The organism is Alloacidobacterium dinghuense (genome assembly GCF_014274465.1).
Taxonomy (GTDB): Bacteria; Acidobacteriota; Terriglobia; order Terriglobales; family Acidobacteriaceae; genus Alloacidobacterium; species Alloacidobacterium dinghuense.
This window is the reverse complement of sequence record NZ_CP060394.1, coordinates 5,346,297-5,371,293: the sequence shown is the minus strand read 5'-3', so window position 1 is coordinate 5,371,293 and position 24,997 is coordinate 5,346,297. Positions and strand designations below refer to the sequence as shown.

The window sequence follows — 24,997 nt, the reverse complement described above, 5'->3', positions numbered from 1 at the left end:
ATCCTGAGCGAAGTGAAGGATCTCTTTTTCCCAAACCGGCCAAGGTATCTTGCGCCGGTTTCACTTACGATAGCCTGCTAACGTGACGCAGCCATTCGACGCCATCATCCTGGGCGCAGGCGCAGCCGGACTCATGTGCGCCATCGAAGCCGGCAAGCGAGGCCGTCGCGTTGCCGTTCTCGAACTGGCCGACCGTCCAGGCAAGAAGATCCTGATCTCCGGCGGCGGCCGCTGCAATTTCACCAACATCCACTGCCGCCCCGAAAATTTTCTGTCTGCAAATCCGCATTTCGCCAAATCGGCACTCGCGCGCTACACACCCGAGCATTTCCTCGCGCTCATCAAAAAGCACAACATTGCGTATCACGAAAAGACGTTGGGTCAGCTCTTCTGCGATCACTCGTCGCGACAAATCCTCGACATGCTCCTAGCCGAATGTGCCGACGCCGGGGTGGAAATCATCGTCGGCACGCGCACCGAACAGGTCGAGCACGCAGGCAGATTCACGCTGTGCACGAGCAAAGGCATATTCAACTCGCCTGCACTTGCCGTAGCGACTGGCGGCCTGTCCATTCCAAAGATGGGAGCAACCAGCTTCGGCTACGATATCGCCCGCCAGTTCGGAATCAACATCGTCCCCACACGACCAGCATTGGTCCCGCTTACTCTCTCGTCAGAAGACTGCACAAAACTACGTGATCTTACCGGCGTTTCGACTGAAGTGATTGCCTCCATCGGACGTCAGCGCTTCCGCGAAAAGCTGCTCATCACCCATCGAGGCCTCAGCGGTCCGGCCATCCTGCAAATCTCGTCCTACTGGACTCGATCCAAATCCCTAGAGTTAGATCTCGCCCCGGAAAAACAGCTCTTCACCCCAATGCTGTCCACCTCCGCAGGCCGCGATGCGACAAGAGCCGCGTCTCTACTGCGCGATACCATGCCACAGCGCTTGGCCGATCGCTTGATCACGCTCGCAGCACCGGCATCTTGGACCAATCACGCAATCCAGCAACTCGAAACCAAATTTCATCGCTGGCCCGTCACGCCTTCCGGGACAGAAGGCTACGACAAAGCAGAAGTCACCGCGGGCGGAATCGACACCAACGAGCTTTCTTCCACCACCATGGAGTGCAAGCGCATTCCCGGGCTCTATTTCATCGGCGAAGTTGTCGATGTAACCGGCCACCTGGGTGGCTTCAACTTCCAGTGGGCCTGGGCTTCGGGAGCGGCGGCAGGTCGCTCGTTGTAAATGAGTGCCGCTAGAGAAGAACTCCCTTTATCCTGAGACGGGGTAGCGAAAGACAAATGAATCTGCTGGCCTATCTTACAGAGTTATTTATTGACACCTTCGGTATTACCCGCCCAAAACCCGAGCAGCAACGCACAGCCAATCTCGTAATCGGCGGCTTTTTGCTTCTGTTTGGAATCATTGTCGTCGGAGTGATGGCCTTCCTTATCCTTCAGATATCTACCGGAAGCCACGGAAACTAACTCCGTGGTTATGTCCAGAATCGCGTCACATATGGTTTTCCGTTGCAGAATCGTTTGAGCATGTGCTAAGTCATGTAAACTTGCTGAAAATCAGCAATAAGTTATAAGAACTTTTTTTGATATCTTGAGGCCTGTGTCAATTTTTCTGCAGGATGTTCGGTTCGCGCTCCGGCAGTTGTGGAAACATCCAGGGTTCGCTCTAACCGCCATTCTCTCTCTGGCTCTTGGAATCGCTGCCACCGTTTCGGTATTCAGCGTTGTTTATAGCGTCCTCATTCATCCGTCTCCCTACGCGCATGCCAACCGCATCGTTCAGTTTCGTGTCCGCGACAAATCCGGCTCTGAAGATGAGATCTATGTTTCCCGCGACCACATAGCCGATCTGCGCAATGCGCACGCCTTCGAAGATCTGGTCCAGATGGACGAGGAATATCTGGCAGATACGACCGTCGATATCCCGCAGGATGTGGATGTCGTCTATCTCTCCGGCAATGCCTTCCCGTTTTTTGGTGTTCCGGCCTATCTCGGGCGCACCTTTCTTCCGTCCGACGCGCCGCCCAACCAGGCGCCGCAGCCGGTTGTCGTTCTCACCTATCAATACTGGCAGCGCCGCTTCAATGGAAATCAATCTGTAATCGGCCAGCCTCTGCGGCTCGATAATCGCAACTACACCATCCTCGGCATCATGCCTGCGCGATTTACCTGGTGGGATGCCGATGTATATGTGCCCCTGGATACCACGGCCAGCACCGATTCGTCGATTTACATCACAGTCATGAGGCTCAGGCCGGGCGTCACGCGAGCACAGGCCTTGAGTGAAGTTCGCCCCATCTTCCAGCAAATGATTCGCGAACATCCGAATCTCTGGATCGAGGGACTGGAAATCAATATTCAAGGAGTTGGAGACCGCATCAGCCGCTCGCTCGGCAGCACGCTCTACTTGCTCTTCGCCGCGGTGCTGCTGCTGCTTGTGATCGGCTGCGTGAATGTGTCGATCCTGTTGCTCGCCCGCGGAACTGGACGACGACATGAGTTCGCCGTTCGCGCGGCAGTAGGTGGCAGCGGCTGGCGCATCGTGCGGCAGCTTCTCACCGAATCTCTGATTCTCGGCCTCGCAGGGGCTGCTCTGGGAGTTATCGCCACCTACCGCAGCACACCTTTCGTTGTCAGCCTGCTTCCGTTTCAGCTTTTCCCGCGCGGCCTTGAGATTCCGGTGCACGTGCCGGTGCTGGCGTTTAGCGTTGCGCTCGCCATCCTCACGAGCATCCTCTTCGGCCTCTTTCCTGCGCTGCAACTTGCGAACCCTGAGATTCGCGAAGTCATGCAGGCCACCACACAGAAAGCTGCAGGCAGCGTCTCCAGCAGGCGATTGCATGCCTTCCTGATTGCCGGGCAAATCGCCTTGGCTATGGTGCTGCTCACCGCCTCAGCTTCGGCGATCGAGAGCTTTCGCACGGTGATCCACACCGACCTCGGCTTCGATCCGCACAATGTCGCCGACTTCAGTATTCCCGTCCACAAGCACGCCTATCCAACATGGGAAGCGCGTGCGAATTACTTCACGCAGCTGCGCGATCAGGTCGCCAGAACACAGGGAGTGACATCGGCATCCCTCGCCATCGTGGCTCCGCCGCGTAGCACCTGGGATTTCCCCATCGAGATTCTTGGCAGAAACACCTTTGGCACACGCCTCGTCGACATCAATCTCGTCGATCCTCAGTTCTTTACCATCCTGCATATTCCGCTGTTGCGCGGGCGCCTGTGGGACGAGTCTGAAACGCAACGCGGGGCGCGCCTTGCCGTGGTAAACCAGGAATTTGTCCGCCGATATTTTCCCAATGGCGATATCCTCGGCCACTCCGTGCGTATACCAAGGCTGCAGGGTCATCCGCCGGGCATCCTCGCCGTCGAGGGCAGTGACAGCTGGCTACCTGTCATTGGAGTTGTCGGCGATGCACGCAATGGCGGACTCGATCAGCCGGTAAAGCCTGAGATCTACGTTCCCTATTCGCTCTACATGGTTGCGTGGATTCAGGTGCTGGCACAGACCCAGGGTGATCCCCTGGCAATGGAGTCAGCCATTCGCCGCCAGATCGCCGGCATCAATCCAGAGCAGCAGGTGTCCTACCCCGTTCAGTCCATTACTGAACGCATCAAACAAGAGCCAGTTTGGGCGCGTGAGCACCTCATTGCCGTCCTCGCCAGCGTCTTTTCGGCGCTGGCGCTCGTGTTGGCCACGGTGGGCCTCTACAGCGTTGTCTCCTACTCCGTCGCGCAACGCACCCATGAATTCGGCATCCGTATGGCTCTCGGCGCGCTACGCCGTCATATTTTGTTGAACGTGCTCTCCACCGCTGGAATCAGCGTGGGCACAGGCCTCCTGGTTGGCCTCATCCTGAGCTTCGGCCTGAGCGGATTGCTATCCCGCTGGATCGGCAATACCACCAGCAACCCATTCCTGGTATTAACTGTTGGCCTCCTTCTGGTCGTTGTAGCGCTGCTGGCATGCATCGTACCCGCGTTCCGAGCATCGCTTGTGCAGCCGATGAAGGCCCTGCGGACCGAATAAGTCTGGCGAAATTCCGCTCGTCGTAGCATTGTCCGCTTGCGAACGGTCACGTCCGCAAGTGAACAGAGGCGCGCTGGCGGAATCGAACGCGCAACTTCAATTACCCGCATAGATTCAATCGATTAGAGCAAATTGCCAGTTGGGTACGAAATTGCTCGTAGATGCATCATCCACGGTCTGTACTCGGAGGCGATGTGCATACCCTGCTGCAGGATATCCGCTACTCCTTTCGTCAACTACGCAACCACCCCGGCTTCGCCCTGACGGCTGTTTTGTCACTTGCCCTCGGTATCGGGGCTACGGTTTCGGTCTTCAGCGTGATTTATGGGGTGATCATGCATCCGTACTCATATGCGGACCTTAACCGCTTGGTTACGCTCAGTTACAGCGACCCATACGGAAACTTCTGGAATGCCTGGATCACCGGCCCTCAATTGCGCGAACTGCAACAGGCCCACGCCGTCGAAAGCATCGCAGCCTGGAATGAATGGAACCTGACGGTCACCGGGCATGATGTTCCCGAAGACGTAGCCGCTTATACGAATACAAGCGACACTTTTCCTACGCTGGGAGTGTCTCCGCTGCTCGGGCGCAATCTCGGCCCATCCGATTCACCGGAAGGCCAGGAGCCGCAGCCGGTTGTCATGCTCAACTATCGATTCTGGCAACGGCATTTCAGCAGCGATTCCACTGTCATCGGCAAGACGCTGGAACTGGTTCACAAGAAATACACCATCGTCGGCGTCACACGTCCACACTTTACCTGGGGATGGGACGCAGATGTTTACCTGCCACAGAAACTCACGAATGATCAGGCTCTCCAGTTTGGAGTAGTCATCAAGCTGCGGCCAGGAATTACACAGGCTGCTGCCAATGCTGAATTACAGCCGCTGATGGAGCGCTTCGCTAAAGAAACACCGACGCATTTTCCACCCAAATTCAAAGTTGACGTTCGTGAGCTGAGCTACTGGACGGTCCACCAGCTGGGCGGCACGCTTTATCTGCTGTTTGCGGCGGTTGCTATGCTGCTGGCGATCGGCTGCGGCAATGTTTCTATCCTACTGATGGCGCGAGGTACGGCACGACAGCATGAGTTTGCAGTGCGCTCTGCGGTGGGCGCCAGCGGCTCGCGCATCGTGCGCCAGTTGCTGACTGAATCGCTGATGCTTTCGCTTACAGGGGCAGGGCTCGGCATCCTGCTTGCCTATCGCATTCTGGCGCTGATTGTGGCCTGGTTGCCACGTAACTTCTTCCCCTCCGATACGGATTTCAGCGTAAACCCGCCGGTCCTGCTTTTCTGCGTGGGATTGGCGATGCTGACCGGCGTACTCTTCGGCTTATTTCCTGCTCTGCAGATGGCCCGGCCTGAGATCGGCCAGGTCATGCAATCAAGCACGAAAAAAGCCGCTGGCAGCGTGCGCGGGAAGCGTGTCCACAGCACGCTGATTGCTGGGCAGATTGCACTGACGTTGCTGCTGATGACGGCTGCCGGTGCGGCGGTCAATGGCTTCCTCAGCATGATGCGCGTGAACCTGGGCTATGACCCGCACAATGTAATCTCCATCGGTATCCCGATTCACGAAAACACGTATACCAACTGGACAGCGCGCATGAACTATTATGAGCAACTCCGCGCGAAGATTGCCGAGTTACCCGACATTGTTTCGACGGGAATTTCGACGAACGCCACTCCTCCCAGCAGTGGTGACGAACAGCGATTCGAGTTGCTGGGGAAGGCGCCGAATCCTTCGATTGAAGGACAGACCGCGCGCCTGAACTACATTGATCCCGGCTACTTCCGCACTCTTAACATACCGCTCTTACAAGGACGCATGTGGACCCATACAGAAACAGCGCACAGCGCATTGCTTGCCATCGTCAATGAGACCTTCGCCAAACGCTTCTATCCGGCGGGCGACATGCTTGGCCACTCGGTGGAAGTGCCCACCCAAAAGAACGAGCCGCCCTACACTCTGACGGTACCCGGAGCCGACAGCTGGATGCAGATCATCGGTGTCGTTAGGGATTCGCTCAACGACGGACTGGACAAGCCGGTGAAACCGGCAATTTACATGCCCTACGGCACGGTTATGTGGATGCACACGCAGATCCTTATCCGCAGCCGGACAGATCCGCAATCGATCCTGCACAGCATTCGCCAGCAGGTCACTCGCGTTGATCCCGACCAGCAAGTCAACGGCGAAGTAGACAGTCTGGAGACCTGGATCAGGAATGAGCCGGAATGGGCGCGGGGCCGTCTTATATCTGTGCTCTTCGCGGCATTCTCAATTCTTGCGCTAGTTCTAGCGGCCGTGGGGCTTTACAGCGTCGTTTCGTATTCTGTCGCGCAGCGGACAAATGAATTCGGTATTCGCATGGCCTTGGGCGCAAGTAAGACCGATGTCCTGAAAATTGTTCTTGCTTCAGCCGGCGCAAGCATCGGGCTTGGGATTGCCTTGGGCTTTGCGGTCAGCTTTGGCCTCAATCGCCTCATCGCGCGCTGGGTAGAAAGCAGCAACCATAACCCGCTGCTGATTCTGGGGGCAGCAGCCGTGTTATTAGCGGTAGCAATCTTGGCCTGCGTTGCTCCCGCACGCAGGGCCTCATCCGTCGATCCTATGACAGCATTGCGTTGTGAATGAATTCCGTTTTCCATTCAAGGAGACTGATTTGGTCACCCTGCTGCAGGACATCCGCTACGCCTTCCGCCAGTTACACAACCATCTTGGCTTTGCACTGACTGCGATTCTCTCGCTTGCCTTGGGCATAGGCGCTACCGTCTCAGTCTTCAGCGTGATTTACGGCGTGCTGCTCCATCCCTTCCCCTACGCCGACGTGGACCGTCTCGCCAACCTCAGCATCCGCGATCAAAAGGGAAACATCTCCGACGCATGGTTCTCAGGACAGCAGCTGCGTGAACTGCGAAATGTACACGCTTTCGAAAACATCGCTTCGTGGAGGCTGGGATTCCTCGAGATCACCGGAGGCGAAATCCCGGAAAACGTCAGAGCCTACTTTGGCATCGGTGAAACCTTCCCCACACTCCGCGTTCCGCCGCTGCTCGGGCGCAACCTCGGCCCCTCCGATTCCCCTGATGGGCAGGAGCCGCAGCCTGTCGCGGTGCTCCATTACCGCTTCTGGCAGCGCCACTTCAACGGCGATCCTGCCATCATCGGCAAAACCCTGGAGCTGGATCACAAACGATACACCATTGTCGGCGTCACCCGGCCCAACTTCACTGAGGGCTGGGGCACGGACGTATATCTCCCGCAGGAAATTGGCAATCCACTGGGAGGCGGCGTCATGGTCAAGTTGCGTCCCGGAGTCAGCCTCGCCGCGGCAGACGCGGAAATGCAGCCGCTTCTCGACCGTTACATGCACGAGCGCCCCCTCGATTTTCCCAAGAACGCCAAGGTGGACATCCGCCTGCTGACCTGGGAAATCACGCACAACATGGGCAGCACGCTTTACCTGCTCTTTGGAGCGGTCGCGATGCTCCTGGCCATTGGGTGCAGCAATGTCTCCATCCTGCTTCTGGCACGCGGAACAGCGCGGCAGCATGAATTTGCCGTGCGCGCCGCAGTAGGCGCAGGAAGCATCCGCATTGTCCGCCAGTTGCTGACTGAGTCCCTTATGCTGGCCCTTACCGGAGCCGTGCTCGGTGTCATGCTCGCCTCGCGCCTGCTTGTCGTTATCATTGCCTGGCTCCCGCCTCGCTTATTCCCTCCCGACGTTGCCATTCACATAAACCTGCCCGTACTGCTTTTCAGCGTCGTGGTCGCTCTGCTCACTACTGTGTTCTTCGGCCTCATCCCGGCACTGCAAATGGCGAAACCGGAAATCAGCCGTGTGATGCAGTCGGCCACAACGAGGGCTGCCGGCAGCGTGCGCGGCAAGCGTCTGCATGCCATGCTGGTAGCCGCGCAGATCGCACTCACAATGATGCTCCTCACCGTTGCCGGAGCAGCCATCGAAAGCTTCATCCACATTCTGCGCGTCCCTCTCGGGTACAATCCGCATAACGTCGTCTCGGTGGGCATCCCCCTGCGCGAAAACACGTACACGAATTGGCAAGCCCGGGTGAATTATTTTGAACAATTACGCGCCAGCATTGCCGCGTTGCCCGATGTCATCTCCGCCTCGATAACAACAGGCGGCACTCCGCCAGGTGGCGGTTGGTGGCAGCGCTTTGATCTGCTGGGCAAACCCTCGCTCTCACCGGAATCACAGTACGCTAAGTTCAACCTCATCGATTCCGATTACTTCCGCACTCTGCAGACACCACTTCTCGAAGGCCGCGCCTGGACGCCTGCTGAAATCGCGCACGGCACGCCATTGGCCATCGTCAATCAGACCTTCGCACGCCAGTATTTTCCTGAAGGCAGCATCCTTGGACATTCCCTCAAAGTCCTCGATCTCCGCAATGACCCCGGAGTTTGGAATGCGCCCGAGGCCAGTGGCTGGATGCAGATCATAGGCGTTGTAGCCGACTCCATCAACGACGGCGTCGATCAGCCCACCCGTCCGGCAATGTTCGTTCCCTATAGCACCCAGCTGTGGATGGGAACGCAATTCCTGGTCCGCACCCGCATCGCGCCCGATTCACTCCAGAACAGCATTCGCCGGCAGATCGCGCTGGTCAATCCCAATCAACCCGCCTTCGGCGCCATCGCCAGCCTGGAAAAGTGGATTCGGGACGAACCTGTATGGGCACGCGGACGCCTCATCTCCGCCCTCTTTGCCGGATTCTCCATTCTCGCGCTCATTCTCTCCGCTGTCGGCCTCTACAGCGTCGTGTCTTACTCTGTAGCTCAACGGACCAACGAATTCGGCATCCGCATCGCGCTGGGCGCGCAGAAATCCGACGTCTCGAAAATTGTCCTCGCCTCTGCGGGAATAAGCGTTGGCCTCGGCGTTTTGACAGGGCTTGCATTGAGTCTGGGCCTGCATCGCTTTATCTCCGGTTGGGTAGGAAACACAACAAATCATCCGCTCACTCATCCACTCATTGTGTTGAGCGTTTCGCTTCTGCTCGTCGTCGTTGCTGTCATGGCGTGTCTGATGCCGGCGCGCAGGGCCTCATCCGTCGATCCCATGACCGCGTTACGGTGCGACTGAACCGTTCAATCTAGGTTGTCGGCCAAGGAGCCTCTATGACCACTCTGCTGCAAGACATCCGCTACGCCGTTCGACAGCTATGGAATCATCCTGGCTTCTCCCTTACTGCGATCCTTTCGCTCGCCCTCGGCATCGGCGCCACTGTCTCTGTCTTCAGCATCATCTACGCCGTGCTCATGAATCCTTGGCCTTACACCAATCCGGAACGGATCGCCAGCATTGCTTTGCTGGACAAATCCGACAAAGACCAGGGATACGGACTCAATGGACCACAATCGCGTGAGTTGGCGAAGGCGCATTCCCTTGAATACGTCGTCGCCTTTAATGGCTGGAATCTGACCATCACTGGCAGCGATGTCCCCGAAGATGTTCAGGCCATGTATTTCACCGGCAATCTGTTTCAGATGCTTGGAGTGCCCGCGTTATACGGTCGTTATTTTGTGCCTGCAGACGCCCCAGACGGGCAGGATCCGCAGCCCGTCATCGTCCTGAGCAACAAGTTCTGGAGACGGCACTACAACGGCGATCCGTCCGTCGTAGGCAAGACCATCCAGCTTGTGCACAAAACCTACACTGTGATTGGCATCATGCCGCCTCGTTTTGGATTTTTCGGCCCCGATGTTTATCTGCCTCTGAAGCTCTCCAACTCGGTTACGGAGCAATACGGCACCATGGTCAAGCTTCGGCCTGACGTCACCCAAACAGCCGCCGCTGCCGAACTGCAGTCTTACTTCCAGGCATTCTCAAAACAAACGCCAGACCACTTTCCCAAGCAGCAATACAAAATCGAAATTCAAAACCTGAACCACTGGTTCTCGCAGCAGATCGGGAAAACCCTCTATCTGCTCTTCGGCGCCGTCGGACTGCTCTTGGCCATCGGCTGCGGGAATGTTTCGATCCTGCTCCTGGCACGCGGAACAGCGCGCCAACATGAATTTGCTGTGCGCTCGGCCGTAGGAGCAAGCAGCTCTCGTATCATTCGCCAGTTGCTCACCGAATCATTGCTGATCGCCTTAACCGGCGCCGGTCTGGGCGTAATCCTCGCATATCAGAGCCTCGGGCTCATCGTCGCTCGCTTACCGCGAAATGCGTTTCCGAATGAGGCCGATTTCCACGTTCATTTGCCGGTGCTCCTCTTCAGCGTTGGCCTTGCAATGGTCACCGGGATCCTCTTCGGCTTGTTCCCAGCACTTCAGCTCGCACGACCTGAAATCAATCAGGTCATGCAATCAAACACTCGAAAAGTTGCTGGGACCGTGCGTGGAAAGCAGCTGCATTCCTACCTCATCGCTGGCCAGATTGCCCTGACGCTGCTTCTGCTCACCGCTGCTGGTGCGGCGATTGAAGGCTTTGTGCACATGATGCGGGTCAATCTAGGTTATAACCCGCACAACACCATGTCCGTTGGCATTCCTGTCCACGAAAACACCTTCTCTACCTGGACAGAGCGGGTCAACTACTTCGAGCAGTTGCGCCAGAAAATCGGAACTCTGCCGGACGTGATCTCGACCGGTATCTCAACCAACGCCACTCCGCCAGACAGTGGCTGGGAGCAGCCCTTCGAATTGCTCGGAAAAACAGCGGCGGAAGACCAGAAAGCAAGCATCAACCTGGTCGACTCGAATTACTTCAGCACTCTGCAGATCCCGCTCAGGCAAGGCCGGCTATGGGACGCGACGGAGACTGCGCATGGAGCTTTGCTGGTCGTCGTGAATGAAACATTCGCCAAGCACTACTACCCAACTGGCAGCATTCTGAGCAGCTCAGTAAAGATTCCATCCCTGAAGAACGAGCCGCCCAACCGGTTGGTTGCGCCGGGCAGTGACGGCTGGCTTCAGATCATTGGTGTCACCGCCGACGTGCTCGACGATGGCCTGGATAAGCCCGTCAAACCGGCGATCTACCTACCTTATTCGGTGAACATGTGGATGTGGACGCAGGTTCTTGTGCGCAGCCGCGTCGATCCGCGCAACATACTGCACAGCGTCAAGCAGCAGATCGTTTCAGTCAATCCCGATCAGCAGGCCACACTTTGGGACGATGGCGTTCTGGAAACATGGATTCACAATCAGACAGTATGGGCCAGAGGCAGGTTGATCTCCATCCTCTTTGCTGCTTTCTCGATTCTGGCGCTGGCGCTGGCGGCCGTTGGCCTGTACAGTGTCGTTTCCTATTCGGTCGTCCAACGCACTAATGAATTCGGCATCCGAATGGCGCTCGGAGCCCAACGCTGGCACGTGCTCAAAATCGTCTTTGCCTCAGCTGGCGTAAGCATCGGTCTGGGAATTGGGGTAGGTCTCGCCTTAAGTCTGGGTCTGAACCGCATGATCACCCGCTGGATTGAGACTACCTCTGCCAGCCCGCTCATCCTGTTGGCCGTATCGTTTCTTTTGCTTGTCGTGGCAGCCTTGGCATGCCTGCTGCCTGCCAGGCGTGCCTCAGCGGTTGACCCGATGACAGCCCTGCGGTGCGAGTAACGGCTTCACGGTATCGGAATCGTCAGAATATCGGATATCGCTAATTTCGTGCGCTTGACGTCTGAATAAACGCGGAAGTCGCCTCCGGCGTGGTTGAGGAGTCGCCACTCGCGGAAATCGCTGTTGTAGTAGTCGGTGTCTCTGTAGCCCCACCACCCGAGGAATTGATCGCCCTCAAAATCGAAGGAATCCTTGACGTAAACGCCTACTTCGTCGATCGAAATCATAACTGCGGGCAAAGCAGGTACGCCCGGGAGGTTAGGCCCGATCCGGGAGATCGTCCCCGAAATAGCAATGTTGAAGACAAACCGCCCTAGGGCTGCGGTCAGGGCATCTATCGAGAAGCCATTCTGGACCGGGCGAGCATTGACCCACTGTTCATCCACGACCGTGACCGGTGCGGAAAGATTCCCAAAAGGCAAGGACTGACCTGGAGATGGAAGCGCTTTCCCCTTCAAAATTTCTCTGATGCGCTTTCTAGAAGGGTCATTGGTCCACACTCGATCCTTAAAAATCGCGTCGTATACAGACTTGGCTCTCCCAAATCGCAGCACCCAACTCATCTTGATCAGATCCGTGACCGGAGCCGTGTAGTTGGGAGTCACCGTCGGCGGCCTCTCAAACCATGTTTCCATCAGCTGAGCGCCCTCGTTCCAGCCCTCGAATCGCATTTCCTCAGGGATCGCGGTCAAACCGTCCAAATCAAGCTCATGGCGCAGCTCTTGCGCGTCGCGATCAGTAATGACCTCGTCGCGAATGCGCAGCCAGGTGCGGCGCAATTCGAGATCTTTCCCATTCGTGGGGTCCAGGCGCCGTGTAACGCCCGTCTTTTCGCGAAAACGGCGATTCGTTTCCTGATCAACTTCAATTTTCTGCGGTTTTGGAAGCTGGTAGTACTCTTTCGACTGCACACCGGCGACGTAAGGAAGGCTCATGGTTTCTCCAGCTTTTTTCGACTAGCGTGAATGGCCCAAGCTTTAGTGAAGTCCTTGGCTCAATCGTTTCAGCCTTGTGAAGGCTCAATCGTTTCAGCCTTGTGAATCGCAGAGAAGCATGTCGATCAATCATCCCAGCCAGATTTTCCGTTTATTTTCTGCCATTTACGCCAATAATGGACTGACCGCTTCCCCACTGCGAATGCGCCAGAGGCAGGAGACGACCGACGGAGCCGCCAGTGTGCAAGGACAGTTGCAGAGAAGACCTGATAGCCACCTTGGGATGCGAACCTCTGTGCGCGCAAAGTCCTCGAAACAAAATGGGGCTTTTCCACATCTAAAGAGATTGGGATCAGAACAATCGCGGGCGGGAAGAATTGTCGTGAAATGCAGGGAGATTGAGCCCGATGTCCGTGATATTCTATAAGTCTTTGGTAGACGTGCGCCTATCGCCCCGCGACATAGATTCGCTCCGGGACACGCCGAATATGGCCCCAATCGCACCCAGTCCTACCCAAGCATACACAACGATCCGATATTTATCGCGGGAGAATCACGCTTGGCGATGGAAGACAAGTACGAAGACGATATCCAGAAACTGATTGATACAGGTAAGGAAAAAGGTTACCTCACCTATGGTGAAGTGAACGACCTGATTCCGAATGACCTGAATTCACCAGATGATCTCGACGATCTGATCACCACGATCGGAACGCAGGGGATTGATTTGCTCGATGAGGGCGGCCCCAAGTTTGGCGGCGACAAGTACGAAGAAGGCGAAGAAGGCGAAGACGTTGAGCTCGACCTAACGCCGGGTACCCTCGAAAAAACCAATGACCCCGTTCGCATGTATCTGCGCGAGATGGGCACCGTACCACTGCTCACGCGCGAAGGCGAAGTTGAAATCGCCAAGCGCATCGAGCGCGGCCAGCTCCGCGTCATGAAGGCCATTTCGCGCTCATCGATTGTCATTCGCGAAATCGTCGGCCTCGGCGAAGACCTCAAGCGCGGCGTACGCAACATCAAGGAAGTGGTGATCTTTGACGAAGAAGAGATCACCGAAGAGATCCTGCAGGCGCGCGTCAAGCAGACCGTTTCGCGCATCGACGCGCTGGTCAAGCACCAGAAGAAAGCCGCAGCGTTCGAAGAGAAACTTGAGACCATCAACCCGAAGGCAAAGGCCAAAGAACACCGCAAGACGCGCTGGGCCATCGCACGCGAGAAGGTCTACGTTTCGCGGATCGTTCGCGAGCTGAAGTACACCAACCAGGAGCGCAAGCGCCTTCTCGACAAGCTCAACAAGACCGTCGACTCCATGCGCATGCTCGAGCGCCAGATCAAGTCGCTCGACCAGAAGCACGACCAGTCGAAGAGCGAAGAGCTCAAGAAGGAATACCGCCGCCAGCAGAAGAACTGCAAGATCGATCTCGAAGAGCTGGAGCAGGAAGCCGGTGTCTCCATTGCCGAACTCAAGCGCACGCAGCGCGAGATGATTCAAGGCGACATGGACGCCGAGCAGGCGAAGCGCGAACTGATCGAAGCCAATCTTCGTCTGGTCGTCTCGATTGCGAAGAAGTACACCAACCGCGGTCTCCAGTTCCTCGACCTGATTCAGGAAGGCAACATCGGCCTGATGAAGGCGGTCGATAAATTCGAGTACCGTCGCGGTTACAAATTCTCGACCTATGCCACCTGGTGGATCCGGCAGGCCATCACCCGCGCTATCGCGGACCAGGCCCGCACGATCCGTATCCCGGTGCACATGATCGAGACAATCAACAAGCTTATCCGCACTTCGCGTCAGCTGGTGCAGGAGCTTGGCCGCGAGCCAACCTCGGAAGAAATCGCCAAGCGCATGGATATCCCTGTCGCGAAGGTTCGCAAGGTTCTCAAGATCGCACAGGAGCCCATCTCGCTCGAAACGCCGATCGGAGAAGAAGAAGATTCGCACCTCGGCGACTTCATCGAAGACCGCATGGCCGTATCGCCTTCCGACGCTGTCATCAGCGTCAACTTGAAGGAATACACCTCGCAGGTCCTTAGGACCTTGACGCCGCGCGAAGAGCGCGTCATCAAGATGCGCTTCGGCCTCGAAGACGGCTCCGAGCACACTCTAGAAGAAGTGGGCCAGAGTTTCCAGGTCACCCGCGAGCGCATCCGCCAGATAGAAGCCAAGGCATTGCGCAAGCTGCGTCATCCGTCGCGTTCACGCAAGCTGAAAGCCTTCGTCGACGCCGTCACCGAATAAGGGAGTCATTACAAACTCAAAAGGCCGCTCTGCCGAGCGGCCTTTCCTTTCGCTACCAAACCTCTAGATTTGTCATCCTGAGCGTAGCGAAGGATCTGCTTCTTCTAAACGTGCCTCTAATCTCGTCAGCGCACAGCCTTGTCATACACCAATCTCGCAGCAGCCACATCCTCAGCACCAATCCCAAGGGCCTTATAAACCCTTCGCCCAAAAGGTAGAGCAACCGACCCAGCCAGCAACTCACCAAGCTCGGCGTACACACTCGCACCCGACTTCAAAATATCCCCCGACTCACGCATTGCAGCCTCACGCGACTCCACCACAATCGCCGCCCCCATCACCGCATCATCCAGCTCCCGCCGGTGCGACCCTAAAGTAGCAACAGCATTCACATAGGCATCCGGCCCAAGCCACTCACCTCGAACCAGAGGCTCATTCACATGCGCCACGCTGACGACAACATCCGACCCACGAACCGCTTGCTCCAGCTCCAGCATGACGCGCACCCCAAGCTCTTCAGCAACCTGCTGAGCATGCAACGGTGTTCGCCCCCACACGCGAATCTCCTCGAACGACCGCACCAACCGCAGCGCGCGAATATGCGCCCGCGACTGCACCCCCGTCCCCAACACAGCCAGCACGCGAGCATCCGGCTTTGACAACAACTTCGTCGCCACACCAGACACAGCAGCCGTACGCATCTCCGTTATCAGCCGTCCATCCATTGACACCAGCGGCTCTCCGGTCTTCGCCGAGAAGAGCTGAATCACTGCCTGATGCGTCGGCAGTCCAAGCGCAACATTCTTCTCGTACACCAGCACCAGCTTGATGCCGATCACGTCACCATCGACAGCAGGCATCATGCCAAAGATTCCGCTATGCTCCGGAACCATGACAAGCGACCGAACAGGCTGTTGAATTTGGCCGGAAGAAAAGCGAATCAGCACCCGCTCCATCACAGGGATCAGCTCTTCGTAGCTCAGGAGCCCGCGAACCTGTTCTTCGTCAAAATGAAGCATTTGTAAGTGATGATAAAGCTTCATAAGCCAGAAACACGCACAGAGCAACCCACTCATGTGAATCGACAGGAAGCTCCAATCCTGGCAAGGGCTCAGATTAATTCACACAGTGCAAGAAAAAGGAGAATTGCCGGATGGTCCTGTGTAAAATCCCGCCTGAGTCTCCTTGAGGCAGAACCGCCATGCTGCAAGCATCAGAAAGCGCCTTCGTCGTCATCGCAGTCATGGCTGCCTCTCTGGCATTTCTCTTCGCGCTCGACCGTTGCTGGCCGTCGCATCACAGGCGCAAACACAACGATGCCTTTGCGTGGCAGGTCAATTTCCTCGGCATGACCTATGGGGTCATCATCAGCTTCATGCTCTTCGCCGCGTGGACCAGTTTCTCCGATGCGATCACAAATGCCAATGGAGAAGCCAACGCTGCCATCAATCTGTCACGCCTCTCAGATACCCTGCCGCAAGCGCAGGGTGACTCGGTGCGTGCCCTGACCCGCAGCTACGTTGATGTCATGCTCAACGATGAATGGCCTGCGATGACCCATAACCAGCTTTCGCCAAAGAGCCATGAGCTCATACAGCAGCTTTGGTACGTTCTCTCGCACACCCTGGCAACCAGCCAGGCGCAGCAGGTCGGCCTGGATCATGCGTTCATCGAACTCTCTTCCATGACGGAACACCGCCGCATCCGCCAGGAACAGGCCCTGCAGCATCTTCCCGGAATTCTCTGGGCTGTTCTGCTCCTCGGCAGCGTCCTCACGGTTTCGTATGCATGCCTCTTCGGGGCGGAAAACCTCAAGCTGCATGCCATTCAGGTCGGAGGATTGTCCCTCCTCATCGCTCTCAGCCTCGCCGCCATCGCCGACCTGTCACGCCCCTACCAGGGCGCGGCGCACGTCGAGCCCTACGGTTTTCTGCGTGCGCAGGAAACCCTCAACGCTGCGACAGAAACACACTAAAACCCCGGTGGCCGTTCACCGGCGACATGAAATTCTTTTTCCAGTGCCAGGCCCGCCCGTCCCAGTGTGCCTTCATCAAACAACCGTCCAATCAGCGTGACGCCATGAGGCACGCGCCGTGGGGGAGAGAACTTCGGCAGAGGCTTATCCGGATCGGGAGCCCAGTCGCTCCGCGCCTCCGATACCTCAACGAAGCCAGCACGAAACGTCAGCGAGGGATGCCCGGTAAAATTCGTCAGCGTCAGCATCTCATCGCGCAGCGAAGGCACAAGCAATAAGTCAACCTGCGAAAACACGCGCGCCATCTCCTGCGCTACCTTCCGCCGGAAACGATCGGCCTGCACATAATCCACCGCTGAAAGAAAGCGCGACTGGCGAAAAGTATTTGGCCACGCATCCGGCGTCTGCATCTTCAGTATGTAGACCTGGTGATTCAGCGTAATCTCTTCAAACGCCGCCGCCGACTCCGCAAACAAAATCAAATCGAGCGAATCATACGGCCAGTCCGGAAGCGAAACCTCCACCGGAACCATCCCCAGCTTCTTGGCCGTATCGAGCGCCGCGCGGTCAACCTCCGTTGCCGGAGCCTCCTGCATCCACTTCGGAAAATATCCGACCTTTAACTCTTTCACATCCGCATTCGCGTCGAAATCCAGTTTGCTGGGCACACTCCCCACATCGCCCGCATCCGGACCGGAGATCGCATTCAGTACCAGCAGCGTATCCTCCACGCTGCGAGCCATCGGCCCCAGCTTATCGAGTGACCAGCAGAGCGTCATCGCCCCCGTACGCGCCACCCGGCCATAGGTCGGCCGCAACCCCGTCACACCGCAACGCATGCTCGGACTCACAATGCTTCCACCCGTCTCGCTGCCAATGGCAAATCCCACCAGGCCAGCTGCCGTGGCCGCGCCCGGTCCCGCACTCGATCCGGAAGAGCCTTCTTCGAGTAGCCATGGATTCATCGTCTGTCCGCCGAACCACACATCGTTCAACGCCAGCGCTCCCAGGCTCAACTTCGCTACTAGAACCGCGCCAGCGTCGTTCAGCCGTTTCACCACTGCAGCATCTTCGTCTGGCACGCGCATACGGAAAGGCTCCGCCCCGTAGGTTGTCGCAATCCCCTCAGTATCCAGAAGATCCTTCGCACCCCAAGGAATCCCATGCAGGGGCCCGCGATATTTCCCGGCCGCAATCTCCGCGTCGGCCTGCTTCGCCTGCGCAAGCGCATGATCGCGCGTGAGCGTAATCACGCAGCGTAATTTAGGATCGAAGCGCTGCAACCGATCCAGATAGATCTGCGTCAATTTCGTCGATGTCAGCTTGCGGCTCTGGAGCCAGCGCGAAAGCTGCGAGACCGGAGCATAGGCGATGTCCTCGTCTTTCTCCGGCAACGGTTCGGGAGCCCCCTTGCTGCGGATAAACCGTTCTTTCTCCGGGCCAGCATGTTGCCCCGGCTGCACCGCCTCAACGCGCGACCACGGAGCCAGTCCCGGCTCCAACGCCACCTTGCGCGGCCCTACACGCCGCTCATACAGCGGAGCCATCGCCTGCCGCCAGCTCTGCGCCGCCTCATTTCTTTCCGCAGGACTCAGATCGACCTGCACCAGCTTTTGCGCTTCGGAAAACGTAGCAGACGTAATATCCGGCCCTACCGGCGGAGCAGTTGCAAATGCCGGCGGCGCTCCTGGCGTTGACGGCGTTCCATTCTGCGAGGCAGCCGGCTTCGGCTTTTCTTTGCACGCAAGGGCTGCTCCAGCAAGCCCCAGCGATCCCTTCTTCAAAAAATCCCTGCGCGATTTCGCCATTTCTCTCCTGAATCCGACAAGATTAGAAACTCAAAGGTATCTGGTGCACTATACGATAAACCGTGCGCAACCTGCCGTTGTTTGGTGGCTTGTGATGGTAAGTATCCCTTGACGTAAGGTAGCCTCACAGATCACCACTAAAAGCCATCACCCTCAGGAAGATGAGGAAAATTTCTAGTGTCTCTTTTTCTCTCTTGGTTGATTTCATCAAACGATCCCATACGTGCAGTCGATACTGTGCGGCTGAGTCTTGAATCTTGCAGCGCACACTGGTTCGCTTGGGTCAAATATGCGGGGTACGCTGTGGCCTTAGGTTGCGCCATGGAAGCGCCTGAGACTTTTGTGATTATCAAACGGTGGTGCCTGCTGAGGTTTCGGGATGAGGACCGCGAAGAAAACAGAGAGGAAAGAACAAGCTGGTTCGTCCCAATAGCTGCTATAGGACTGTTGATTATCGTCGCAGGAATTGTGGTCGAAACATATGCCGAAAGCAAGGTTTCGGACAATGATGCTCTCTTGAGGGCGCACGAATCTGACAAAATCACTGCAGCCGAAGGTGAAGCTGCAGCAGCAGTTAAACAGGCGGGTAGCGCCGCTACATCTGCGAAAACCGCCCACGACGAATCGGACGCCGCGAAGACATCGTCTGATGATGCTCTGAAAATTGCAGGAGGGGCTCGCCGGGAGGCCGACACATTCGAGCGGGATATTAAGTCTGCAAAAGAAAGCTCTGCCGATGCGAACAACAAAGCAGCTGAAGCTGAATCGCATTTGGCGTCCGCATACCAAGCAGCAGCCATTGCCCAAGCAGAAGTGAACCGGCTGAAAAGTCCTCGCTCGTTGGTCAACATTGACAAGATCATTGCAGCTTTACGGGATTTTAAGGGAACCGAATATGCGCTCGGGACTTCATCAGACGTGGAGCAAATCGAGCTTACAAAGGAGCTCGCAGCCGTTTTGGATAAAGCCGGCTGGGTGAGAAAGCAGCCGCAACAAGTGCCACTCAACTCCCTGTTTATCCCGCTTTCCGCACAAGGCCCTGCAGACGCCATCCCGCCCTGCATTGCTATCGGAATCGCAGCAGAAGCCCACGTCAAAAACCCATCGGCGGAAATAGGAAAGACTTTCGAAACGGCACCAAAAGAATTAAAGGCGGTGCTTGCTTTCCAAGCGGCCCTTTGGCCAAACATATCTCCTGCCGACCCCAAAAATATCGAGCCGCTAAATCTTGACCCAAAGGCTGGCGAAGCTCCCATAACGATCTGTGTTGGCAAGAAACCGTAAAAGACAAGCAGGACCGCCACCCAAAACACACCTCCTTTCGTTGCCCTGTCACGGTAGCTTGAGTAGACCTTACGTGTGAGAATATTTACCCTTGTGATTTGTACCGTCGCTCTGGAGAGGGAATGGCCGAGCAGGCGCATCTCGACATCTTGCATCAGGGAGTCGCCGCCTGGAACGAGTGGCGTAGCACTCATCCCAAGGTCCGTCCCGATCTCTGCTCAACCACCCTCTCCTGGCTCGAACTCCCCGACGCAGACCTCCAGCACTGCAGCCTGAACGATTCCCGACTCCACTATACGCAGCTCAACCGCGCCGACCTCTACCGCGCTGCCTTCGGCAAAGCCTCGCTCTACGGAGCCGACCTGCGGGGAGCTCGCATTGTTGAAACCAGCTTCGCAGGCGCCGACATGACCAGGGTCGACCTCCGTGACGCAGAAATTTCATTCACCGATTTCACCTCTGCCCACATGGTTGAATCGAACCTGCAACACGCAAAAATGATCGGTGCCGAGTTGAGCAAGGTCAACCTCTTCCGGGCCAATATGGCCGGCGCGCAACTGCGTGGAGCGAAATTCCTCTGGGCCAATCTGACGGGGGTTGATCTTCGCGACGCAAACCTCACCGGTGCGAACCTTACCGGAGCGACTTTCATCGATGCCGATCTCTCAGGCGCCGATCTCAGCAACGCGAACCTGCAGTTCGCGCGGTTGATTGATTCCAACCTCGATGGGGCCAATCTCTCCGCCTGCCGCGTCTACGGAGTTTCCGCCTGGAATCTCACATCCGCTGGAACCGTCGAGTCCGATCTCCTCATCACACCTGGCGGTGAGGCCTCGATCACTGTCGACAATCTCGAGGTGGCGCAGTTCCTCTATCTGCTGCTCAATAACTCCCGTATTCGCCAGTGCATCGACACCATCACCTCAAAAGTCGTCTTGATCCTCGGACGCTTCACCGTCGACCGTCTCCCCGTGCTGCATGGCATTCGTGAAGCACTCCGAAGCCGCGGTTACCTACCGTTAGTCTTCGACTTCGAAGGACCATCCAGCCGCGACATCACTGAAACCGTTAGTACCCTCGCGCATCTGGCGCGCTTCATCATCGCCGACCTCACCGACGCGCGTAGCATCCCGCAGGAGCTCACCGCCATCGTGCCCAATCTGCCGTCTGTCCCAGTGCAGCCCGTCTTGCTCACTTCACAGCGCGAGTACGGCATGTTCGAGCACTTCAGTGCGGTTCGCTCAAGATTTGCACAATCAGCTCTCTCAACCGTTCCGGCTGGAGCTGATCGAGCGGAAGCGACTCACCCGTCCCTGTCCACTGAATGCGCGCCGCCACGCCCGGCTGATCGTTCGTGATGGGAATCGCAATCATCGGCACGCCATGCGCCAGCGCATCGAGAGCCGTATTCAACCCCGCATGCGTGATGCACAAACGCGCGCGCGCCAGCAACTCCCGCTGCGGAGCATAGGAAAGCAGAACGACGTTCTTCGGAATCTTGCTCATCTCCATCTTCGGCAGTGAGCCGCCGCCCAGCGACAGCACCACCTGCGCGTCGAGCGTCGCACAGGCATCTAGGATCGCGCGGAAGATCCATCCCTGACCGTTCTGCAATGTCCTCAGCGAAGCATAGATCAACGGCTTCCCGTTCAAACGCCGCCAATCGAAAGACACCTGCCTGCGCGCCGAGGTGTGATGCAGCGGTCCCACACAGTGAAAGGTGCGAGGCAACTCCTTTCGCGGAAAATCGAGCGCATCCACCATCTGCGCGATCTGCGCCAGCGGAGAAAAGCTGTCCTCCAGCACGTCGTCATAAGGCTTAAGCTTCCATGCCTTCCGTTGTGCATTCTCGGCGTCGCGCCACGGCATCAGCGCCTGCGCAATCTGCTGCCAGCCTTTTTCATTCCGTGCAATCCCGCTCTCGCTCGCGCCAAAGCACCACGGCAAAGTCGGTGGAGGCACGCCTGGCTCGCGGTTTGCCGGCGCCGCATTCGCCAGCGATGCATAGGACAAACAAAGGTGCTGCGCCACCGTCGCGCCGCCGGGAAAAAGCTGGTCGATCACCAGCGCATCCATCTGGTTTGCTTCGATCAGCCCCGGCAGATCGCGGAACGATGCCCGGGCGAGCGTAATCATGCGCTCCAGAAAATACTGGAACCCGTCTGCTCCCTGGAGCCTTCCGATCCTCTCAAAAACCTGTGTCAGCGAGCCCTCGGGATATTCTTCCAGGGCGAAAGGCACAAACCTCAAACCGCTTTCCTCGATCGCCTGCCGGGTATCCGCCAGATTGAAGAAAGTCACCGTGTGTCCACGTTCGCGAAGAGCCCTTCCAAACGCCAGCGACGGGTTAAGATGCCCCGTCGCATATAAAGATAAAAAGCCGATGTAAGCCAATGATCCTCCGTGTGAGTATGCCGCCGTCTAATCCGCGGAGTTGGTTCGTAGCAATGAAGAAGCGCAATCGGGGGGAGAAAGCGCAATGCAGGGCCGGTATGTTGATGCTATGAACTTATTGCTGTCGAGTTGTCACCGGATTGTTGTTGCTCTGTAATTATCCCGGCGCGAAAAGCTGATCTGCGAAATCAGGCTGTCAAGGGGTCGTCGCCTAATATTTTTTGTAAGTTATTGAAAACAAATCGATTTTAGTTGCCACAATTTGGCGTGAAATATTGCTCAAATTGTTATCCTGAATATAAGAGCTGAGAAACAGCGCTTAGGGTTCTTCCATTGCCACAGATGTTCGCAGACCCTCTCCTAAGTGATTGAAAACACTAGAACCGACTTAACCCTATAAGAATCAATGAGGTAGAGGGGGATGATCCCCTGCTAAGTCATTGAAAAATAAGGAAGGGGAGACCGGCACACGGGGGAGGGGGTTACCGGTAAAATAGAGGCTGCAGCATCATGCCATTCACTGAACAGTACGACGTAGTCGTAGTCGGCGCAGGACACGCCGGTTGCGAGGCGGCCATGTCCGCTGCCCGGATGGGCTTGCGGACCGCCCTGTTCACGCTCAACCTCGACCTGATCGCGCAGATGTCCTGCAATCCCGCCATCGGAGGCATCGCCAAAGGCCATCTCGTCCGCGAAGTCGACGCCCTCGGCGGCATCATGGGCGAAGTCGCCGACGCCGTAGGCATCCAGTTCCGCCTGCTCAATACCTCCCGGGGCCCGGCAGTATGGTCACCCCGCGCCCAATGCGACAAGCAGCAATACCGCGTAAAAATGCGGGAAATGCTCGAATCGCAGCCCAATTTGTTCATCAAGCAGGCCGAAGTAGCCGACGTTGTCTTCGAGGCTTGTCATCCTGACCCTGAACGGAGTGAAGGGGAAGGACCTGCTTCTCTCTCTACAGTGGAAAATCCTCGGGTGCCCCATCCTTCACGGAGTGAAGGGTGGGAAAGCAATGCACCCTATAAGCCGGGAAAGATCATTGGAGTAAAACTCCGCGACAGCCGCATCGTGCAAGCAGGCGCTGTCGTCATCACGACCGGAACCTTCCTCAACGGCCTCATCCACTGCGGCGAAGAGAACTACCCCGCAGGACGCAGCGGTGAACCACCATCGGTCCTGCTTGGCGAAGCCCTGAAGCGCCTTGGCCTTCGCGGCTGCCGCCTCAAGACCGGAACACCGCCGCGCCTCGATGGCCGTACCATTGACTGGAGCAAGTTCGAGGAGCAACCCGGAGACGCAGATCCAACGCCGTTCAGCTTCCGCACGAAAGAGATCAAGAGTCGGCAGATATCCTGCCACATCGCTTACACCACGCCCGAAACGCTGCGTCTCATCCGCGAGAACGTCATGCGCTCACCCATGTATTCCGGCCAGATTACGGCCACCGGCCCGCGCTACTGCCCCTCGATCGAGGACAAGGTCGTCAAGTTCCCGGACAAGGAGCAGCACCAGTTCTTCCTCGAACCCGAAGGCTTAAACACCCATGAAGTGTATGTGAACGGCATGTCCACCTCGCTGCCGATGGACGTCCAGTGGCAGATCGTTCACTCGATCCACGGCCTCGAGAACGCGGAGATGCTCCGCCCCGGCTACGCCATCGAGTACGACGCCATCGACCCCACCGAGCTCGACCGCAGCCTGCGCGTCAAGCAGTTCCAGGGTCTCTACCTCGCCGGACAGATCAACGGAACTTCAGGCTACGAAGAAGCAGCCTGCCAGGGCATCATGGCCGGAATCAACGCCGCCTTGTATGTGAAGGGAGACAAGCCCTTCACCCTCGACCGCACCGAGGCTTACACCGGCATCCTTATCGACGACCTCATCAGCAAGGGCACCAACGAGCCCTACCGCATGTTCACCTCGCGCGCTGAGTTCCGCCTCCACCTGCGCATCGACAACGCCGACCGCCGCCTCACACCGCACGGCCGCCGCCTCGGCCTCATCAGCGACAAAGCATGGAGCGACTACGAGCAGAAGCAAGCCCGCGCGGTGACGCTCGAAAAGCTGCTGGCCACAAAGAAGGTCAATCCCGAGCGCCTACAGACGCTCCTGCCCGAACTCGCTGCACAAATCGGCAACATCGCCGGACAGACCTACGTGCAGTTGCTGAAGCGCCCCGAAGTGACCATCGATACGCTCTTCCCGATAATCCGCGAAGATCTGACCGATCCGATCTTCGCCAGCTGGCTCGCTGGGTCTACCGAGACGCATCTGCCAGCGCAGGTCCGCAATGAATTGAAGTCCGTCGAAACCGAGATCAAGTATTCGGGTTACCTCGACCAGCAGAAAAAGGCCATCGACAAGCTCAAGAAGGCCGAAGAGCGTGCCATCCCCGCATGGTTCGACTACAAAAGCGTCAGCGGCCTCTCCCGCGAAATGCAGGAAAAGCTCATGCGCGTCCGCCCGCAGACCATCGGGCAGGCGAGCCGCATCCCCGGCGTTACTCCGGCAGCCCTCTCGCTGATCAACATCTACATCGAGATCCAGGCAAAGCGCGGAATGGCACAAAACGCCAGCTAAATGCTTCTAAACGTCGACTAAGCTCGCATAAAACGCCTTTAATTACACGAAAACAGCAGCTTCCCTCCCCGCATTCCTGCGGTCTACACTCTGGTGGTTCCTGCTGCAGAGAGAGGAA

The 24,997-nt window shown here is 57.1% G+C and carries 14 protein-coding genes and 1 pseudogene; 11 read left to right on the top strand and 4 right to left on the bottom strand.

The window, feature by feature from the left end; translation table 11 throughout:
* Window positions 1-82 precede the first annotated feature (82 nt).
* The 6 genes from H7849_RS22420 to H7849_RS22395 all read left to right on the top strand — a co-directional run bounded on the left by H7849_RS22420 (window position 83) and on the right by H7849_RS22395 (window position 11,655).
* On the top strand, window positions 83-1,249 hold the full coding sequence (locus H7849_RS22420) for a BaiN/RdsA family NAD(P)/FAD-dependent oxidoreductase (protein ID WP_186742689.1): 1,167 nt from the start codon (window positions 83-85) through the stop codon (window positions 1,247-1,249).
* 56 nt (window positions 1,250-1,305) lie between these two features.
* Complete coding sequence (locus H7849_RS22415) at window positions 1,306-1,491, top strand: hypothetical protein (RefSeq protein WP_186742687.1); 186 nt, start codon at window positions 1,306-1,308, stop codon at window positions 1,489-1,491.
* Between the two features lie 133 nt (window positions 1,492-1,624).
* A complete protein-coding gene (locus tag H7849_RS22410; protein WP_186742685.1) occupies window positions 1,625-4,060 on the top strand; it encodes an ABC transporter permease in 2,436 nt (811 codons plus the stop codon).
* A gap of 161 nt (window positions 4,061-4,221) precedes the next feature.
* On the top strand, window positions 4,222-6,702 hold the full coding sequence (locus H7849_RS22405; protein WP_251106415.1) for an ABC transporter permease: 2,481 nt from the start codon (window positions 4,222-4,224) through the stop codon (window positions 6,700-6,702).
* A 28-nt stretch (window positions 6,703-6,730) separates the two neighbouring features.
* The gene (locus tag H7849_RS22400) at window positions 6,731-9,178 is read left to right on the top strand and encodes an ABC transporter permease (RefSeq protein ID WP_251106414.1); all 2,448 of its coding nucleotides are present in this window, start codon (window positions 6,731-6,733) and stop codon (window positions 9,176-9,178) included.
* 35 nt (window positions 9,179-9,213) lie between these two features.
* Complete coding sequence (locus tag H7849_RS22395) at window positions 9,214-11,655, top strand: ABC transporter permease (protein ID WP_186742681.1); 2,442 nt, start codon at window positions 9,214-9,216, stop codon at window positions 11,653-11,655.
* 5 nt (window positions 11,656-11,660) lie between these two features.
* On the opposite strand, the gene H7849_RS22390 is transcribed toward H7849_RS22395, so the two are convergent.
* Entirely contained in the window at window positions 11,661-12,590 is a 930-nt protein-coding gene (locus H7849_RS22390) for a DUF6402 family protein (RefSeq protein WP_186742679.1), read from the bottom strand.
* Between the two features lie 559 nt (window positions 12,591-13,149).
* On the opposite strand from H7849_RS22390, the gene rpoD reads away from it, so the two are divergent.
* Window positions 13,150-14,838: an RNA polymerase sigma factor RpoD gene (rpoD, locus tag H7849_RS22385; protein WP_186742677.1), complete on the top strand. Its 1,689-nt coding sequence runs from the start codon at window positions 13,150-13,152 to the stop codon at window positions 14,836-14,838.
* Window positions 14,839-14,963: 125 nt separating this feature from the next.
* On the opposite strand, the gene H7849_RS22380 is transcribed toward rpoD, so the two are convergent.
* Entirely contained in the window at window positions 14,964-15,857 is an 894-nt protein-coding gene (locus H7849_RS22380; RefSeq protein ID WP_186742675.1) for an ornithine cyclodeaminase family protein, read from the bottom strand.
* A 182-nt stretch (window positions 15,858-16,039) separates the two neighbouring features.
* Here H7849_RS22380 and H7849_RS22375 point away from each other — a divergent pair, with 182 nt between their 5' ends.
* Window positions 16,040-16,813 (top strand): bestrophin-like domain, encoded by a 774-nt coding sequence (locus H7849_RS22375; protein WP_186742673.1) that lies wholly within the window; start codon window positions 16,040-16,042, stop codon window positions 16,811-16,813.
* Here the strand turns inward: H7849_RS22375 and H7849_RS22370 are convergent.
* Complete coding sequence (locus H7849_RS22370; protein WP_186742672.1) at window positions 16,810-18,621, bottom strand: amidase; 1,812 nt, start codon at window positions 18,619-18,621, stop codon at window positions 16,810-16,812. The genes H7849_RS22375 and H7849_RS22370 overlap by 4 nt on opposite strands.
* 177 nt (window positions 18,622-18,798) lie before the next feature.
* Here H7849_RS22370 and H7849_RS22365 point away from each other — a divergent pair, with 177 nt between their 5' ends.
* Both H7849_RS22365 and H7849_RS26965 read left to right on the top strand, forming a co-directional pair.
* Window positions 18,799-19,905 carry a hypothetical protein gene (locus H7849_RS22365; protein WP_186742670.1) on the top strand — a complete coding sequence of 369 codons (1,107 nt, stop codon included), beginning with the start codon at window positions 18,799-18,801 and terminating at the stop codon, window positions 19,903-19,905.
* A 122-nt stretch (window positions 19,906-20,027) separates the two neighbouring features.
* Window positions 20,028-20,651, top strand: a pseudogene (locus tag H7849_RS26965) (pentapeptide repeat-containing protein); the annotation flags it as partial.
* A gap of 481 nt (window positions 20,652-21,132) precedes the next feature.
* On the opposite strand, the gene H7849_RS22360 reads toward H7849_RS26965, so the two are convergent.
* Window positions 21,133-22,299, bottom strand: a complete 1,167-nt coding sequence (locus H7849_RS22360) for a nucleotide disphospho-sugar-binding domain-containing protein (RefSeq protein WP_186742668.1) — start codon at window positions 22,297-22,299, stop codon at window positions 21,133-21,135.
* Window positions 22,300-22,809: 510 nt separating this feature from the next.
* On the opposite strand from H7849_RS22360, the gene mnmG reads away from it, so the two are divergent.
* Window positions 22,810-24,879 (top strand): tRNA uridine-5-carboxymethylaminomethyl(34) synthesis enzyme MnmG, encoded by a 2,070-nt coding sequence (gene mnmG / locus H7849_RS22355; RefSeq protein WP_186742666.1) that lies wholly within the window; start codon window positions 22,810-22,812, stop codon window positions 24,877-24,879.
* The last annotated feature ends 118 nt before the right edge of the window (window positions 24,880-24,997 follow it).

Excerpts from the sequence above, each read along its gene's own strand:
- H7849_RS22415 (WP_186742687.1), top strand. The coding sequence starts at position 1,306 with ATGAATCTGCTGGCCTATCTTACAGAGTTATTTATTGACACCTTCGGT.
- H7849_RS22405 (WP_251106415.1), top strand. The coding sequence starts at position 4,222 with ATGCATCATCCACGGTCTGTACTCGGAGGCGATGTGCATACCCTGCTG.
- H7849_RS22395 (WP_186742681.1), top strand. The coding sequence starts at position 9,214 with ATGACCACTCTGCTGCAAGACATCCGCTACGCCGTTCGACAGCTATGG.
- H7849_RS22390 (WP_186742679.1), bottom strand. The coding sequence starts at position 12,590 with ATGAGCCTTCCTTACGTCGCCGGTGTGCAGTCGAAAGAGTACTACCAG.
- H7849_RS22380 (WP_186742675.1), bottom strand. The coding sequence starts at position 15,857 with ATGCTTCATTTTGACGAAGAACAGGTTCGCGGGCTCCTGAGCTACGAA.
- H7849_RS22375 (WP_186742673.1), top strand. The coding sequence starts at position 16,040 with ATGCTGCAAGCATCAGAAAGCGCCTTCGTCGTCATCGCAGTCATGGCT.
- H7849_RS22370 (WP_186742672.1), bottom strand. The coding sequence starts at position 18,621 with ATGGCGAAATCGCGCAGGGATTTTTTGAAGAAGGGATCGCTGGGGCTT.
- mnmG (WP_186742666.1), top strand. The coding sequence starts at position 22,810 with ATGCCATTCACTGAACAGTACGACGTAGTCGTAGTCGGCGCAGGACAC.